Source organism: Chryseobacterium oncorhynchi (assembly GCF_002899895.1).
In the GTDB taxonomy this organism is placed as follows: Bacteria; Bacteroidota; Bacteroidia; order Flavobacteriales; family Weeksellaceae; genus Chryseobacterium; species Chryseobacterium oncorhynchi.
The window spans coordinates 680,090-695,415 of sequence record NZ_PPEI02000003.1; the positions used below are offsets into that span (position 1 = coordinate 680,090).

General features: G+C 35.2%; 13 protein-coding genes. 9 read left to right on the forward strand and 4 right to left on the reverse strand.

Features of this window, described 5'->3' with window-relative positions; translation table 11 throughout:
• Window positions 1-50 precede the first annotated feature (50 nt).
• The 9 genes from ctlX to C1638_RS13375 are packed head-to-tail and all read left to right on the forward strand — an operon-like array spanning window position 51 to window position 9,117.
• Entirely contained in the window at window positions 51-974 is a 924-nt protein-coding gene (ctlX, locus tag C1638_RS13335) for a citrulline utilization hydrolase CtlX (RefSeq protein ID WP_109621646.1), read from the forward strand.
• Window positions 975-994: 20 nt separating this feature from the next.
• Window positions 995-1,354: an S-adenosylmethionine decarboxylase family protein gene (locus C1638_RS13340; protein ID WP_109621648.1), complete on the forward strand. Its 360-nt coding sequence runs from the start codon at window positions 995-997 to the stop codon at window positions 1,352-1,354.
• Between the two features lie 2 nt (window positions 1,355-1,356).
• The gene (locus C1638_RS13345) at window positions 1,357-2,820 is read left to right on the forward strand and encodes a DUF4178 domain-containing protein (RefSeq protein WP_109621650.1); all 1,464 of its coding nucleotides are present in this window, start codon (window positions 1,357-1,359) and stop codon (window positions 2,818-2,820) included.
• Window positions 2,821-2,822: 2 nt separating this feature from the next.
• A complete protein-coding gene (locus C1638_RS13350; protein ID WP_076353280.1) occupies window positions 2,823-3,014 on the forward strand; it encodes a hypothetical protein in 192 nt (63 codons plus the stop codon).
• 12 nt (window positions 3,015-3,026) lie between these two features.
• Window positions 3,027-3,242 carry a DUF350 domain-containing protein gene (locus tag C1638_RS13355; protein WP_109621652.1) on the forward strand — a complete coding sequence of 72 codons (216 nt, stop codon included), beginning with the start codon at window positions 3,027-3,029 and terminating at the stop codon, window positions 3,240-3,242.
• Window positions 3,235-4,749, forward strand: a complete 1,515-nt coding sequence (locus tag C1638_RS13360; protein WP_109621654.1) for a polyamine aminopropyltransferase — start codon at window positions 3,235-3,237, stop codon at window positions 4,747-4,749. Before C1638_RS13355 ends, C1638_RS13360 begins: the two co-directional genes overlap by 8 nt.
• Complete coding sequence (locus tag C1638_RS13365) at window positions 4,724-6,313, forward strand: NAD(P)-binding protein (protein WP_185140432.1); 1,590 nt, start codon at window positions 4,724-4,726, stop codon at window positions 6,311-6,313. Before C1638_RS13360 ends, C1638_RS13365 begins: the two co-directional genes overlap by 26 nt.
• Entirely contained in the window at window positions 6,310-7,335 is a 1,026-nt protein-coding gene (locus C1638_RS13370) for a hypothetical protein (protein ID WP_109621658.1), read from the forward strand. The genes C1638_RS13365 and C1638_RS13370 overlap by 4 nt, the downstream gene beginning before the upstream one ends.
• 27 nt (window positions 7,336-7,362) lie before the next feature.
• Entirely contained in the window at window positions 7,363-9,117 is a 1,755-nt protein-coding gene (locus C1638_RS13375) for a discoidin domain-containing protein (RefSeq protein WP_109621659.1), read from the forward strand.
• Between the two features lie 48 nt (window positions 9,118-9,165).
• On the opposite strand, the gene C1638_RS13380 is transcribed toward C1638_RS13375, so the two are convergent.
• From C1638_RS13380 to C1638_RS13395, 4 genes are all read right to left on the reverse strand, one after another.
• Window positions 9,166-10,026: an alpha/beta hydrolase gene (locus tag C1638_RS13380; RefSeq protein ID WP_109621790.1), complete on the reverse strand. Its 861-nt coding sequence runs from the start codon at window positions 10,024-10,026 to the stop codon at window positions 9,166-9,168.
• 81 nt (window positions 10,027-10,107) lie between these two features.
• Window positions 10,108-12,360, reverse strand: coding sequence for a TonB-dependent receptor domain-containing protein (locus tag C1638_RS13385; protein ID WP_109621661.1), 2,253 nt, complete (start codon window positions 12,358-12,360; stop codon window positions 10,108-10,110).
• A 46-nt stretch (window positions 12,361-12,406) separates the two neighbouring features.
• Window positions 12,407-14,668, reverse strand: coding sequence for an outer membrane beta-barrel family protein (locus tag C1638_RS13390; protein WP_109621663.1), 2,262 nt, complete (start codon window positions 14,666-14,668; stop codon window positions 12,407-12,409).
• Window positions 14,669-14,912: 244 nt separating this feature from the next.
• A complete protein-coding gene (locus tag C1638_RS13395) occupies window positions 14,913-15,251 on the reverse strand; it encodes a DUF3817 domain-containing protein (RefSeq protein WP_109621665.1) in 339 nt (112 codons plus the stop codon).
• Window positions 15,252-15,326: the final 75 nt, after the last annotated feature.

The window sequence follows — 15,326 nt, forward strand, 5'->3', positions numbered from 1 at the left end:
AAGAATAGACGTTTTCTAATCTTAAATCTTTTAATTTTTAAATCAAAAAAATGCAGACAACAGATACCGTATTAATGATAGAACCGATTGCATTCGGTTACAACGCAGAAACTGCGAAAAATAATTATTTCCAGGTAGAACAAACAGGTTCTGATATTCAGTCAAAAGCATTGGCTGAGTTCAATACTTTTGTTGGAAAACTTAGAGGTAAAGGAATTAATGTAATTACTATAAAAGATACACTAGATCCACATACACCGGATTCTATTTTTCCAAATAACTGGGTAAGCTTTCATAAAGATGGAAAAGTAGTTTTATATCCTATGTTCGCGTCCAACAGAAGAGTTGAAAGAAGAGATGATATTATTGAAAGTATCAAGGCGCAGGGGTTCGAGGTTGCTGAAATTGATGATTGGTCGTTTTCTGAAACACAAGGACATTTCCTGGAAGGAACAGGAAGTATGATTTTCGACCACGACAAGAAAATTGCCTATGGTTCTGTTTCTTTGAGATTAGATGAAAATCTGTTCAGAGAATTCTGCGAAAAATATGGTTTTACACCAATCGTTTTCCATTCCTATCAAACAGTGGGTACAGAAAGACTTCCTATCTATCATACCAATGTAATGATGTGTGTGGCAGATCAATTTGTTGTCATCTGTCTTGATTGTATTGATGATGAGCTGGAAAGAGAAAAGGTAATTGAAACCATTAAAAATTCCGGAAAAGAAATCATTGAAATTTCAGAAGAGCAGATGCAGCAGTTTGCAGGAAATATGCTTCAGGTTCAGAACAAAGACGGTGAAAGATTTCTGGTGATGAGCCAGACCGCTTACCAGTCTCTAACTCATGAACAGGTTGCCGCTATTGAAAAATACTGTGAGATCATTTACTCAGATCTTAATACCATAGAGGTAAATGGAGGCGGAAGTGCAAGATGTATGCTTGCCGAGGTTTTTCTTCCAAAAAAATAATATATTTACGAAAAAATTAATTGAACCCATTATCAAATAAAGGTTTACATATTCTTCTGACTTTGGAAACAGAGTCAGAAGATTTGTTATTAGACAGCAAGGGATTTCTTGCATTCACAGAAGAAATTCTGAAAAAAAAAGAAGTAGAAATAGTAGGGATTACCAACCATATTTTTGAGAATCAAAGCTTCACTTCGGCAGTTTGTCTTAAAGAGTCACATCTTTGTATTCATACTTGGCCGGAGTTTAAGCAACTTACTTTTGATGTATTCTTATGTAATTATACACAGGACAATACAGAAAAGGTAGAACAGATTGCTGATGAAGTGGTTCAATATTTTAAAGCTAATACCATTCAAAAACACAAAATTTACAGATAAAAATGGATCACATTTGTCCCATTTGCCGAACCAATAATAATGATATGGCAATTGAGTTTGCCATTGAAGAATTTATCTGCAGTCATTGTAATACCCTTGTTGGAGTAAAAAATATTACCCAAAAGAAGAATATTAAAAAGCCTGTAGAGAACGTTGTTTTGGAAGTAGGGCGTAAAGGTACGCTCTATGGTACAGACTATTGGGTGATTAATATTGTCATCAAAAAATACGGGTCGAATACCTTTTGGCGAGAATATGCACTGAAAGATCAAGCCGGTAATAATGCTTATCTGAGTGAAAGCGATGGGCATTGGGTTTTTCTTCGTCAATTGGAAGTTGCATTTAAAGAATCTAAGTTCCATGCTGAATTGGACGGACGTAAATACAGATGGTACGAAACCACACCATGTACAACATATGCTGCTGCTGGGTATTTTGAAGACAAACTGAATTTTGGTCTGGCCAATTATAAAGAATATGTAAATGGTACAGAAATGATCTCTCGGGAGCAGTACGGAAATTCATCACAGTTCTTTAAGGGAAATCATATTTCAAGATCCGAAATAAAAAAAGCATTTGGAGTAAAAGATATGCCCTATAAATCCGGAATAGGGATTGTTCAGCCTTTTCCTTATAATGTAAGACAATGTACCAATATTATGGCGGTTACAGCATTGCTGATATGTCTGCTGCAATTGTATGTGGTAACTTCAAGAAGCAATCAGAACGTTTTTGAACAGAATATAAACTTTGCAGATGTAAATGATAAAGAACTGGTGAGTAAAAGCTTTAGCTTTTCAGGCGGTTCTGCACCCTTAAAAATACATCTTTTTTCAGATGTGAATAACTCTTGGGCGAATGTAGGAATAGGTCTTGTTAACGAGAAAACCAATGAAGTGATCTATGCTACCAAGGATATCGAACAATATTCTGGCTTTGAAGGAGGAGAAAGCTGGAGTGAGGGAAGCCAAACAGAAGATTTCAATATGTGCGGTATTCCTCAGGGAACATACCATTTTTTGATCTCAGCGGAAAAAGAGGGTGGAATAGTAGATCCGTTCAAATCAGGTTACCGACCGGAGAATGGGGATTTCTCGATTATTCAAAATGAAACCGGAGCTTTCTTTATGCAAAATGATAAAGATAAAAGCATTAGTACTTATACAGACAGAGTAGCACTTGAAAATGACATCATATTAAAAACCGGTCTTCAAAACAATTTAAAAGAGCTTGGTAAGCTAGATTCTATCCTTGTTAATATAGTTCCGAATTATGGCTACCCAGGCAATAGTGAACAAAATGCGAACGTAAAGATCAAGGCCACCTGGCTGCCTGTTTCTTTCTGGAACTTCGGGATTGTACTTTTTTGCCTATTGCTATTTGCAGGATTGAGCTATTTGGCCCGACGTATCTTTGAGGGAAGCAAATGGAGTAACAGTTCCAATTCACCCTACCCAATAAATTAAGCATGGAAAGAATAATCAATTATATCAGAAATAATTGGCAATTGTTTGCCATCGGAAGCCTATTCCTGGGTTGGTTCGTTTATATGACTTTTACAGGAAATCAGTTTTGTGACTGTGCCAAAACAGAAAACTACCGCGACGGAACCACAAGAAGCCATTCCAGAGCAGGATTTTACAGATATTATCACAAATAAAAATATATAACTATGGACAACATTAATGTATTACCTATATTCAATTCAATTCTTTATTCATTCTTAGGAATTGCTATTTTACTGTTATGCTATTTCATCATCGAGAAATTAACTCCCGAGAAAACATGGCATGAGATCGCTCAAAATAAAAATATAGCACTGGCTATCGTTTTTGGGGCCTTTATTATCGGTATTTCAATGATTATAAGCGCTGCAATTCATGGATAAGAAGAGGATTCCTCTTGAGCTGCTTTTATTGTTTTCAGTATTTGTCATTGCTACATGTGGATTGATTTATGAATTGGTGGCCGGAGCCCTGGCGAGCTATCTTTTAGGAGACTCTGTAAAGCAGTTTTCTTTCATCATCGGAGTGTATCTATTTTCAATGGGAGTAGGTTCCTATTTTGCAAAATTTATCAAAGGAAACTTGATTGATAAGTTTGTGGAAATTGAAATTTTGGTAGGAATTGTGGGGGGAATAAGTTCCGTAGTATTATTCATACTTTTTAATACGCTGGCCCATTTTGAAGCTGTTCTGTATCTCTTTGTCTTTTTTACAGGATCTTTGGTAGGAGTGGAAATTCCGCTTTTAATGAATATTTTAAAAGACAGGGTTCAGTTTAAAGATTTAGTATCCAATGTTTTTGCTTTTGATTATATAGGAGCTTTACTGGCATCCATTCTTTTTCCTTTGGTGTTAATTCCCAACCTTGGAATTGTAAAAACTCCATTATTCTTTGGGCTAATTAATATCTCCATTGCAATATTCCTGTGTTTTTATCTCACAAAAGAACTTTCAAAACCCATTTCCCTAAAGGTAAAATCAATTGGAGCCTTTGTATTTCTTTTGGGTCTTTTCATTTTTTCAGATAAGATTTTATCATACTCAGAAGAAAAGCTGTATGGTGAAAATATTGTCTACACAAAAAGTTCTCCCTATCAAAGGATTGTTTTAACAAGAAATAACCGGGAGTTCAGGCTCTATTTAAATAACAACTTGCAGTTCTCTTCCACAGATGAATACCGTTATCATGAAGCACTCGTTCATCCGGCAATGTCTATGGCCAAAAACATTGATAACGTTCTGATTTTAGGTGGAGGTGATGGTTTTGCTGTTCGTGAAGTACTGAAATATAAGGAGGTGAAGAAAGTTACCCTTGTAGATCTTGATGGTGAAATGACACAGTTTTTCAAGACCAATGAGACCATGCGAAAACTGAACCAAAATTCCTTATCCAGCTCTAAAGTACAAGTCATTAACAAGGATGCTTACATTTGGGTAAAGGAGAATAAAAAGAAATTTGATGTCATTATCATAGACTTTCCGGATCCATCCAATTATAGTTTAGGGAAACTCTATTCTCTGCAGTTTTATAAAGAACTTGAAAGATTAACCACTCCGGATACAAAGATTGTAGTACAGACCACTTCTCCTTATTTTGCGCCAAAGTCTTTCTGGTGTATAGAGAAGACAATCAATCAGATTTTTCCCTTTACATCGGCATATCACACCTATGTCCCGTCGTTTGGAGAATGGGGATTTTCAATGGCTTCATTTGAGCCGGTCAATAATAAGATTTATAGACAGATTCCCAATTTAAGATATTACGATTATGATTTTTCACAAATATCCTACTTTAACAAGGATATGAAAGTAAAAGATGTAGAAATTAACCGTCTGGATAACCAGATACTAGTCCGTTATTTTGATGAAGAGTGGGGAAAAGTTCAGTAGAAAGGATTTTCTAAAGACAGTAATGTTAGGCAGTATGATACTTCCTTTTCTGCAATATTGTGGGAAGAAAGTAAAAACTCTCTTGCTGAAGATTACGGGAACTAATCATATTCTTGGCCATAGATTATGGGCCAAGGATTTTCCACAATCTACAGAAGTTATCCACACCCAATATCTTATTGTGGGTGGTGGAGTCTCGGGGCTTTCTGCATGCAGGTTTTTTAGTCAAAATAATGAACATGATTATCTTCTTCTGGAAATGGAGGATCATTTGGGAGGAAACTCTTCCAACGGACAGAACTCATTTTCCAAGTTCCCATTGGGAGCACATTATCTGCCTTTACCAAATAAGGAAAACTCTGAAATTATCGAATTTCTGACAGAGTGCGGAATCTGCCAGGGAATAGAAGAAAATGGAGAACCTATTTTGGACGAATATCAGATGACTTTTCCCCAGCAGGAAAGATTGTTCTATAAAAACTCGTGGCAGAATGATGTTGTTCCACAAAAAGGAATATCAGTAGAAATACAAAATGAGCTGAACCATTTCTTTAGAATGATGAACGATTTCCGTCAAAAAAAAGACACTCTTGGAAATTATTGGTTTGCCATTCCTGTTCATGATTCCAGTAGGGAAAATGAGGCTATGAAGCTTGAAAAAACTCTTTTTAAAGATTGGCTTCAGGAACATCATTTTCAGTCAGAAGAACTTCTGTGGTTATTGGATTATTCTTGCAGAGATGATTACGGCTTGGGCATAGACTATGTTTCGGCTTGGGCAGGAATTCATTATTTTGCGGGAAGAAAAAATAACTGGAGTACAAAATATAAGGATCAAGTATTTACCTGGCCGGAGGGTAATGCAAGGCTCACTCAGCATTTTTCAAAATATATTAAAGAAAAATCTTTAACTAAGCATTTAGTTTTTGATGTTAAAATAAATGATAAGGTTGAGGTACAGTGTTTTGATAATGCTCAGAAGAAAACAAAGACAATTATTGCAGAAAAGGTTTTGTTTGCCACACCTCAATTTGTCAACGAAAGAATTTTAAATAATAGGAACGCAAAATCATTTCAATATGTTCCGTGGCTTTTGACAACCATTATCTTGAAGAACGAATTTGGAGGAGATGAGGAACTTGCATGGGATAATGTGATTTATGGCTCGTCCGGGCTAGGATATATTTATGATCAGCATCAGAATATCAATCAGGTTTTGGGAGAAAAGGTGATTACTTATTACAAAAGCTTCTCTACAAATGATTGTAAAAAGGCCAGAAAGAAGCTGTATTCAATGAAAGAAGCTGAACTTAAAACTTTAGTTTTAGAAGATTTAAAGAAAGCACATCCGCTTATAGAGGACTTTATTCTTGAAATGCAGTTTCATAAAATAGGACATGCGATGATTGCTCCGGTTCCCAATCAAATTTTTGGTGAAGACACCAGACTTGCAAAGGAATCTTTGGATGGAAAGATCTTCTTTGCCCATTCTGATCTTTCAGGAATATCTATTTTTGAAGAAGCCTTTTATCAGGGAATAAGAACTGCAAAGCAAATGCTATGAAACAACCTTGGATCCATAATGCAAAAACAGATTGGTGGTTTATTCTATCTCCACCTTTTTTGGTATTGTTGATTATTCTTCTTTTTCAGAAACAAGTTCAGGGATTAGAAAATAATTATTCCTTTTACACATGGCTTCTTTTGATTGTTTTTGTAGATGTTGCCCATGTATATTCCACTTTGTTTAAGACTTATTTTGTAAAAGATGAGGTTCAGAAAAGGAAATTGCTGTATTTCGGGATTCCCGTTATTAGCTGGTGCCTGGGAATTACTTTATTCCAGTTTGGAAGCCTCACATTCTGGTCGGTACTGGCTTTGATTGCCGTCTTTCATTTTATCCGCCAGCAATACGGGTTTATGAGAATCTATGCCCGCTTTGAGCCTAATAACTGGCAGAAGAAAATAGATGAGGTGGCTGTATATGCTGCTACAATTTTCCCAATGTTGTACTGGTTCAAAACACCACGTGCATTTACCTGGTTTGTTAATAATGAATTTGATTGGCTTAAAAACTTGCCTGATTATATTGGTTTTATCACCGTTCTGTATGTAGGGATATTAATAATCTGGCTTGTAAAAACCATTTTTGAAGCCATAAAAACAAGGAGCATCAACATTCCTAAAACAGCTCTTATTACCGGAACGTACCTTTCCTGGTATTTTGGAATTGTATATTTTAACAATGACCTTGTCTTTACTTTCCTGAATGTTGTATCCCACGGGATCCCTTATATTGCTCTCATCTATATTCGTGAAATAAAGCAAAAGGATAATCATCAACTGAACTGGATGTTAATTTTTAAATCTGCTTCGGGAATATTTTTATTTGTAGGAGTGATTTTAGGATTTGCCTTTCTTGAGGAATTTCTGTGGGAAACCTTAGTTTGGAATGAGCATTTCTCACTGGAATTTAATATCCCAGAAAATGTACTCCAGTTTTTAGTTCCATTGCTCGTGGTTCCACAGCTTACTCATTATCTTCTGGATGGCTTTATTTGGAGAAAACCAAAAAAAGTTAGCTAACTTTGTTGGAATCTTTAAAATCTAAAAATGAGACAATATATTCTGTCATTAGCAATTTTTCTTGGAATGATTGTAGGAGCTCAGCAGAAAACATTTTGTAATCCGATCAACATAGATTATGGTTATACTCCTTTTGAAGTTTTTTCAAAACAAGGGAAACACCGAGCCACAGCAGATCCGGTGATTGTTAATTTTAAAAATAAGCTGTTTCTTTTTTCTACAAACCAGGAAGGATATTGGTACAGTGATGATATGTTGGACTGGAAGTTTGTAAAAAGGAAATTTCTCAGAGATAATAAATATATTCATGATCTTAATGCTCCGGCTGTCTGGGCTATGAAAGATACTCTATATGTTTATGGTTCTACATGGGAACAGGATTTTCCAATCTGGAAAAGTACCAATCCAACTAAAGATGACTGGAAGATTGCAGTAGATACTTTAAAAGTAGGCGCATGGGATCCGGCATTCCACTATGATGAAGATAAGAATAAGCTATATCTATATTGGGGTTCAAGTAATGAATGGCCTTTGCTGGGAACAGAAGTGAAAGTGAAAAATCTTCAGTCTGAAGGTTTTGTAAAACCCATTCTAAAACTAAAACCTGAAGACCATGGATGGGAGCGTTTCGGAGAATACAATGATAATGTTTTTCTTCAGCCTTTTGTAGAGGGAGCGTGGATGACAAAACATAACGGGAAATACTACATGCAGTATGGTGCTCCGGCAACAGAATTCAGTGGATATTCCGATGGAGTATACGTAAGCAAAAGTCCTTTGGACGGTTTCGAATATCAGCAGCATAATCCATTCTCTTATAAACCGGGAGGTTTTGCAAGGGGAGCTGGGCATGGAGCAACTTTTGAAGACAATTATAAAAACTGGTGGCACGTTTCCACTATATTTATTTCTACCAAAAATAATTTTGAAAGAAGGCTGGGTATCTGGCCGGCAGGTTTTGATAAAGATGATGTGATGTACTGTAATACGGCTTATGGTGATTATCCTACATACCTTCCGCAGTATGCACAAGGGAAAGACTTTACAAAAGGTCTTTTTGCCGGATGGATGTTATTGAATTATAATAAACCGGTTCAGGTTTCATCTACTTTAGGTGGTTATCAGCCCAATTATGCTGTAGATGAAGATATCAAGTCTTATTGGAGTGCTAAAACAGGAAATTCCGGAGAATGGTTCCAAACGGATTTGGGTGAAGTTTCAACAATCAATGCCGTTCAGATCAATTATGCAGATCAGGATGCTGAGTTCATGGGGAAAACCTTAGGGAAAATGCACCAATATAAAATCTATGGCTCTAATGATGGCAAGAAGTGGAATGTGATTGTGGATAAAAGCAAGAATACAAAAGATGTCCCTCACGATTATGTTGAGCTTGAGCAGCCTGCAAAAGCCCGTTTCCTTAAAATGGAAAACCTTAAAATGCCCACAGGAAAATTTGCATTAAGTGGCTTCAGAGTGTTTGGAAAAGGAGCCGGAAAACAACCTGGTAAAGTAGAAGGTTTTGTGCCTTTAAGAGCTGATCCAAAAAAGTATGGAGAAAGAAGAAGTGTCTGGATGAAGTGGCAGCAGAATCCTGAGGCAGATGGCTATGTAATCTACTGGGGCAAATCTCCTGATAAAATGTACGGAAGCATTATGGTATACGGAAAGAATGAATATTTCTTTACAGGTGCAGACAGAACAGATTCTTACTACTTTCAGATTGAAGCTTTCAACTCCAATGGTGTCTCAGAAAGAACAGCAGTCGCAAAATCAGAGTAAATCAAATTAAAAGATAAAAAATAACACGTTTTGAAAAATCAGAACGTGTTATTTTTTATCTGTCCTTTTAAGAAAAGCTTCAATCTTATCAATAAGAAAAGTATGGTTTGGTGATTTATCCCAATCCAGATGTCCACCATTGAATTCATAGGACTCATTGATGATATTATTTTTATTTAAAGCAGAATCCAGAATTGTTTTTTGGGTTATAGGAATGACACGGTCTGTTTTTCCATAATAGGAAAGAGTAGGGGCAGATGTATTCTTTATCCAATAAACTGGACTGGCAAAATGAACCGCTGAGGTACCTTTTGTAAGTATCTTGGGATCTACCAAGTGTTGTTCTACAAAAGAATATTCCTGATACGTCTTAAAACCTGGATCAGATAGATCGGTTGGCCCTACGATGTTAATCACAGCTTTTACATCTTTATCGGAATCAAATTTGTAAGCATACAACATGGATAAGTGCCCACCGGCACTGTTTCCCATTAGAATGATCTTTGGACTATCTTTCAGCTTTCTTTTTAAAAAAGTAATTACGCTTTTAATATCATCGGTTTGGTTGGGGATGCCATATTGTGTTTGAGAAGCGTTTCGATAATTAATATTGGCAAAAATATAATCAGGAAACCTTTGCATCATCGAGAGGGTAAAAAAAGTAAGTTGAGACTTGTTTCCACTACGCCATCCGCCTCCATGGATGATAATAAAAGCATCTCTTTTTCTCACAGATTTTTTATGAGGAATATAAAGATCCATGACTTGCTCAGAATCATTCCCATAATGAATGTTTTCCTCTTTATCAAAGGTGATGCTATTCCCTATTGTAATCTTTTTTTCCTTGCAACTGGCCAATAGAAAGTATAAGCAAAGACTTAAAAGAATAAAGGCTGACTTTCTTTTCATACCCATAAAGATAGAAAACCTGTTGAAAGATCAACAGGTTTCCTTGGAATATAATTGAGTTGAATATGAAGAAAGATAATTTTATTTTGTTCTACTCTTAATAGAATCGGAAGCACCCTCAATATCTCTTACTTTTTTCAGTTTTTTGTTTCCGAAATTATAAGTAAGGCTTACCGTTAAGCTTCTCGGGTATTGATTCTGGTGAATATAATTTTTGTTTCCATTGTCTTGGATATCATCAATGACTACAATATTGGTTCTTAAAACATCATTTACATTTACAGCAAAAGTCCAATCGTTCCAATTTTTCTTGATACTAAGGTCTAAACTTGATAAACTTCGTAGCATACCCAGTTCTATCTGTTGCTTGTCTATATAGAAAAAGTTAACCCCAAAGAACCATGTTTTTGCTTTATCAAGACGGATCGTATTGTTCGTTTGGATCAAAATACTGGTAGAGTTAGTCTTATTAATATAGGTCACATATTCGCCTTTCTCATTTTTGAAACGGTCTCCTGTAGTGGGATCCATATCCAGGCTTCCATTGTTTCTGTTATGTTGAACTCCAATACTGAAATTCGTAGTCCAGTATTGTTTGAAAAATGATTTCTGGATACCTACCATGGCAGACATTTCCTGCTTATCTCCAAAATTGGTTCTGATATATCTTAAGGCAAGATTTTCTCCTAGCTCCTTATTAGGTTTCTCGGGATACCCCTGTAACGGAACCTGAGTGATGGCATCTTTAATATAAGAATGGTTTAAAACTACAAAATAGGAGTTTTTATACATATAAGTCAGTTCCTGATTATAAGTAGAAGAAGCTTTTACGAAAGGGTTGTTTTGAGTATAATTATCATCAGTAAGTTTATTTACTACCGGATTTATTTCCCAGAAGCTAGGTCTTCTCATTCTGCTTGAAAAGGAATAGGAGATATTGTTTTTATCATTGATAGCATAGTTAAGACTCATATAAGGAAGAAAGTTATTATAGTTTCTTTCAATTTTTTTCAGAGTTTCTGTTGGCGGATTGTCTGAAGTTCCTAAGCTATTGGTGATCTCATATCTTGTCCCGATTTTCCCTGAAAATTTATCTGAAAACTTCTTTTCGGCAGTTACATAAAATCCGTATATATTTTCATCATAAATAAAGTGGTTAGGCGCTAATTTTGGGTCTTTTTCAGGATCAATAAAATAAGTGTCACTTTTAGTATCATTATCCGTTTTGGTTTTGTTATAATTTCCACCTACAGAAATAGTAAGGTCATTTTTAAATTTCTGGATGTAATCTACCATTCCGGAGAAATTATTAATGATCTGCGGAAGGTCCTGAAACATCTGTATAGATTTTGCTCCTAAATTTCTGTTGATATCAGATTTATAAGTGATATTGTCTGTAACTTGAAATCTTTTATAATTTAGATAAGCTGCATTTACATTTAGTTTACTTCCTAGAGAATCTGTTTTTAATTCATAGTTTAAATTAAGAGAGTTATTATAGCTTCTCGAATCCTCTTTGTTTTTAGACCATGTATAATTAGTCCCATCTTTATTAACAATTGTATTGAAAAGGCTTACTGTAGAATTATAACTTTTATTGGCCCAAGTATTCCAGGATAAAGCTAAGTTGCTGTTGTCATTCAACTGATAATCAATGTTCAGATAACCACCAATATTTTTGTTTGGATCGTTGATATCACCGGTTGATTCATTCGAAGCGCTATCACTGCTGTTTCTTAAAGTATAGGTTTGCGCCTGGATATTTTCCCCGCCGCTGAGGTTAGCACTAATTCCCAGCTTATCTTTTCTGTAGTTGGCAGAGAAACTTGCCTGGCTGGCATTATATTTACTTTGAGTATTGGAGAACCTCATGTTCCCGTTAAGGCCATCACTCATTTTTTTCTTTAAAACAATATTGATGATTCCGTCAGAAGATTCCACTTGAAACTCACTTCCCGGAACTGTAATTACCTCAATTTTCTGAATATTCTCTGCCGGAGTATTTTTCAGGAATTGTGCCAGTGATTCAGCATCCATATTGGATTTTCTTCCGTTGATGTAGATTAATACATTGTTTTTCCCTGCAATTTTTAATGTTTTATCATCAGTGGAAGATAATAGTGGCGTTTGTTTCAAAAGATCAAAAGTAGTGTTTCCTTTTGCTACAGGAGAAGCCGCAACATCATATACAAAACGATCACTTTGCTTTTTAAATACTTGTTTGGTGATGGTAACACCTTCTATATTTTTAGTTTTTGCCGTGTCTGATTTCTTTTCCTGAGCAAAGGCACAGGTACCGAATATGATAGCTATTGACAAAAGTATACGTTTCATGTTTGTTTTTTTTTAAGAGTGGTTAAGTGAGATAAGTTTTTATAGATTAGGTTCTTGATTTTACAGCATCATTAGCTGATTTCATTTCCCTTGCTTTTTTCAGTTTCTGATTTCCAAAATTATACGTAACCCCAATGCTAAATAATCTTGGATAATTGAAATTGGTTATATTATTATAGGTTCCGTTAGGCTGCACACCTTTAACTCTGTAAAAGCTTTGATTGAATAAGTCACTAACTTCAGCTACAATCGTCCAGTCACCTACAATTTTCTTTACATTGAAATCAAAACTCTGTCTTGCCCCTATCATACCTCCTTCCATAGCGGTCTGGCTTGCAAAAAAGTAATTAACTCCTAAAAACCAGTCTTTTTTAGAAGAAAGTCTGATGATATTATTGAAGGTAACAGACATATTGTAGTTTTTTACATCAATGATATAAGGATCAAGTGACTCGGTTTCGTACTGGCCTAGCTGAGACGTTGGATCTTCCCATACCCCGCCTTTATAGGTAACATAGCCCAAGTTGACAGAATAATTAGTTGCCCATATGTCTTTGAACCATGATTTGTTCATTCCCAGTGTAAGAGCAAGTTCTCTGTTCTTACCGTAATTGGTTCTTATATATCTTAGGAATCTTGTTGTGTCCATTAGCATGTTACCATCAGGACCATAGAGTATATTTCCATTTTCATCCCTTTTTGGGGTTGTTAAAGTTCCCTGTAGCGGAAGCATGTCAGAAGCAGATGCATCTTCTACCATATTAAAGCTAAGATTGGCATAGAATGCATTTTTGTACATATAGTTCAGCTCCTGATTATAAAATTTTGAAGCAAGAACAAACGGATTGTTCTGTGTATAATTCGTAGGAGTGAAATACGTCCTTGATGGGTTGAGCTCCCAGAATCTTGGTCTTCGGATTCTGCTCGAGAAAGTATAGCTCAGGTTGTGATCAGAATTGATGGCGTAATTTAAATTCAGATAAGGTAAAAGATTGCTGTAATTTCTTTCGAAACCTGTTTTTTCCAGAATCTCTCCGGTACTTCTGGTCATTTCATATCGAGCTCCTATCTTTCCTGAAACTTTTTCACTAAGCTTTCTTTCATAGTTCAGGTAAATACCTAAAATATTTTCTTTATAAATGAAGTGATTGGTTTGTTTAGGATCTATCACAAAATCACCACCTATTAATTTGTCTTGTTTGGTATCATTATCAGTATTCGTATGATTGTAGCTGATTCCCATTAACCACGTTGCTCCTTTAGCCGTTTTTTTTAGATAATCGATGTTGGCTGCATAGTTGTTGATAATCTGCGGTACAGACTGATGAAGTGCCGAATATTTATTAATAGTATCATTCGTTAAAGGAAAACTTTCATTGAAACTTTCTTTATTTCTGTTGAACCATAGATAAGAAACATTCGATGTAAGTTTGCTTCCCAGAGAGTCCGTTTTCATTTCATAATTTAAATTGAAAGAATGATTTCTGGTTTGTGCATCTTCATTATTGACAGTTCTGTTATTTAAAACTCCGTTTTGCCAGTTGGTAATATCCAGTACAGAATTGAAGCTTTTATTATATCTCATGTTGTATGAGAATCCAATATTATGTTTTTTATTGATTTCATAATCAACATTGAAACCTCCTCCGTAATTTTTATTGGGATCATCATTGAAACCTGAAGATTCATTTCTGAAAGTAGAATCTCCGTTGGACAATGTATATTTTTGTCTGTCTGTCCAGCTTCCCATTCTGAAATTAGAATTCCCGGACCATTTACCTTGTCTGAAATTAAAAGAAGCTCCTGCATTTGGGTTGTTGTAATAACCCTGCTCATTCTGCATCTTCAACGTCCCGTTATAACCATTATTTTTGTTTTTCTTCATTACAATATTGATTACTCCTTCCTTGGATTCAACCTGGAATTCACTTCCCGGAACAGTAATCACCTCAATTTTCTGAATATCTTCTGATGGAGTAGACTTTAGCATTTCAATCAATGCCTCAGAATCCATATTGGTTTTTTTATTGTTGATGTAGATTACTGCATCATTTTTGCCCAAAATCTTCAACGTTTTCCCATCCACACTAGAGATCATTGGAGTTTGCTTCAGGAGAGTAAATGTATTAGTTCCTTTAGCAATAGGAGAGGAGGCCACATCATACACCAAACGGTCACCTTGTTTTTTGAAAACCTGCTTCTTGATATTTACTGCATCAATAGCATTTACTTTCACACTGTCTTTTTTCTGCTGAGCAGTAACAAATCCACTGAAAAATAGGGCTGCAATAAGAATTTGAGTTTTCATGATTATTATTTTTTAATTGTTAATAGCTTGTATGGTTTGTTATTTTACATTACAAAGATATGTAATAAATTTAGTATCATGCAATACAAAGTACTTAAAAATGTTTTTAAATTATTATAACTTATTGATTGTCAGTTCTTAAAATTTTAAATTAAATTATTGATTGTTTGACCTTTCTGTATAATAAGACAACTGTAACAATAAATTTGTTACAGCAAAGCATGAAATTTTATGAAAAATAAATTTATTCTCTGTCGAACTTAGCCAGTTTTTTATCAACCCAAATGGTTGCAAATGGGAAAAACGCAGCTAATAGAGCAAAAACAAAATCTTCATCATCCCAATCATAAATTTTTCTTGCAGGAAGGCAAAGCAGAAGATAAAGGGTGAAAAATAATCCGTGTAAACTACCAATAACGCTAATGAAGATAATAGAATATAAATTTTCATCATATCGAATCCAGATCATCGCAACGCAGTACAGCAAAAGACATGAAATGGCTTCTGCAAGACATATCTGCTTAAACCATTTGATAACTTTTTCCTGAGAATATTTTGAGAAAAATTTTTCGATGAAGTCCATTTCTTGTAGGGATAAGTGAAGAGATAAAAGTGAAGAGTCTTTCTCTACTTTCTGCTTTTAGTTTCTAATTCTAGT

What these genes read in the sequence shown, in the direction of transcription:
- C1638_RS13365 (WP_185140432.1), top strand. Translation starts at nt 4,724, where the DNA reads ATGAAGAGTGGGGAAAAGTTCAGTAGAAAGGATTTTCTAAAGACAGTA.
- C1638_RS13395 (WP_109621665.1), bottom strand. Translation starts at nt 15,251, where the DNA reads ATGGACTTCATCGAAAAATTTTTCTCAAAATATTCTCAGGAAAAAGTT.
- C1638_RS13350 (WP_076353280.1), top strand. Translation starts at nt 2,823, where the DNA reads ATGGAAAGAATAATCAATTATATCAGAAATAATTGGCAATTGTTTGCC.
- C1638_RS13375 (WP_109621659.1), top strand. Translation starts at nt 7,363, where the DNA reads ATGAGACAATATATTCTGTCATTAGCAATTTTTCTTGGAATGATTGTA.
- C1638_RS13345 (WP_109621650.1), top strand. Translation starts at nt 1,357, where the DNA reads ATGGATCACATTTGTCCCATTTGCCGAACCAATAATAATGATATGGCA.
- C1638_RS13370 (WP_109621658.1), top strand. Translation starts at nt 6,310, where the DNA reads ATGAAACAACCTTGGATCCATAATGCAAAAACAGATTGGTGGTTTATT.
- C1638_RS13380 (WP_109621790.1), bottom strand. Translation starts at nt 10,026, where the DNA reads ATGAAAAGAAAGTCAGCCTTTATTCTTTTAAGTCTTTGCTTATACTTT.
- C1638_RS13355 (WP_109621652.1), top strand. Translation starts at nt 3,027, where the DNA reads ATGGACAACATTAATGTATTACCTATATTCAATTCAATTCTTTATTCA.
- C1638_RS13390 (WP_109621663.1), bottom strand. Translation starts at nt 14,668, where the DNA reads ATGAAAACTCAAATTCTTATTGCAGCCCTATTTTTCAGTGGATTTGTT.
- C1638_RS13385 (WP_109621661.1), bottom strand. Translation starts at nt 12,360, where the DNA reads ATGAAACGTATACTTTTGTCAATAGCTATCATATTCGGTACCTGTGCC.
- ctlX (WP_109621646.1), top strand. Translation starts at nt 51, where the DNA reads ATGCAGACAACAGATACCGTATTAATGATAGAACCGATTGCATTCGGT.
- C1638_RS13360 (WP_109621654.1), top strand. Translation starts at nt 3,235, where the DNA reads ATGGATAAGAAGAGGATTCCTCTTGAGCTGCTTTTATTGTTTTCAGTA.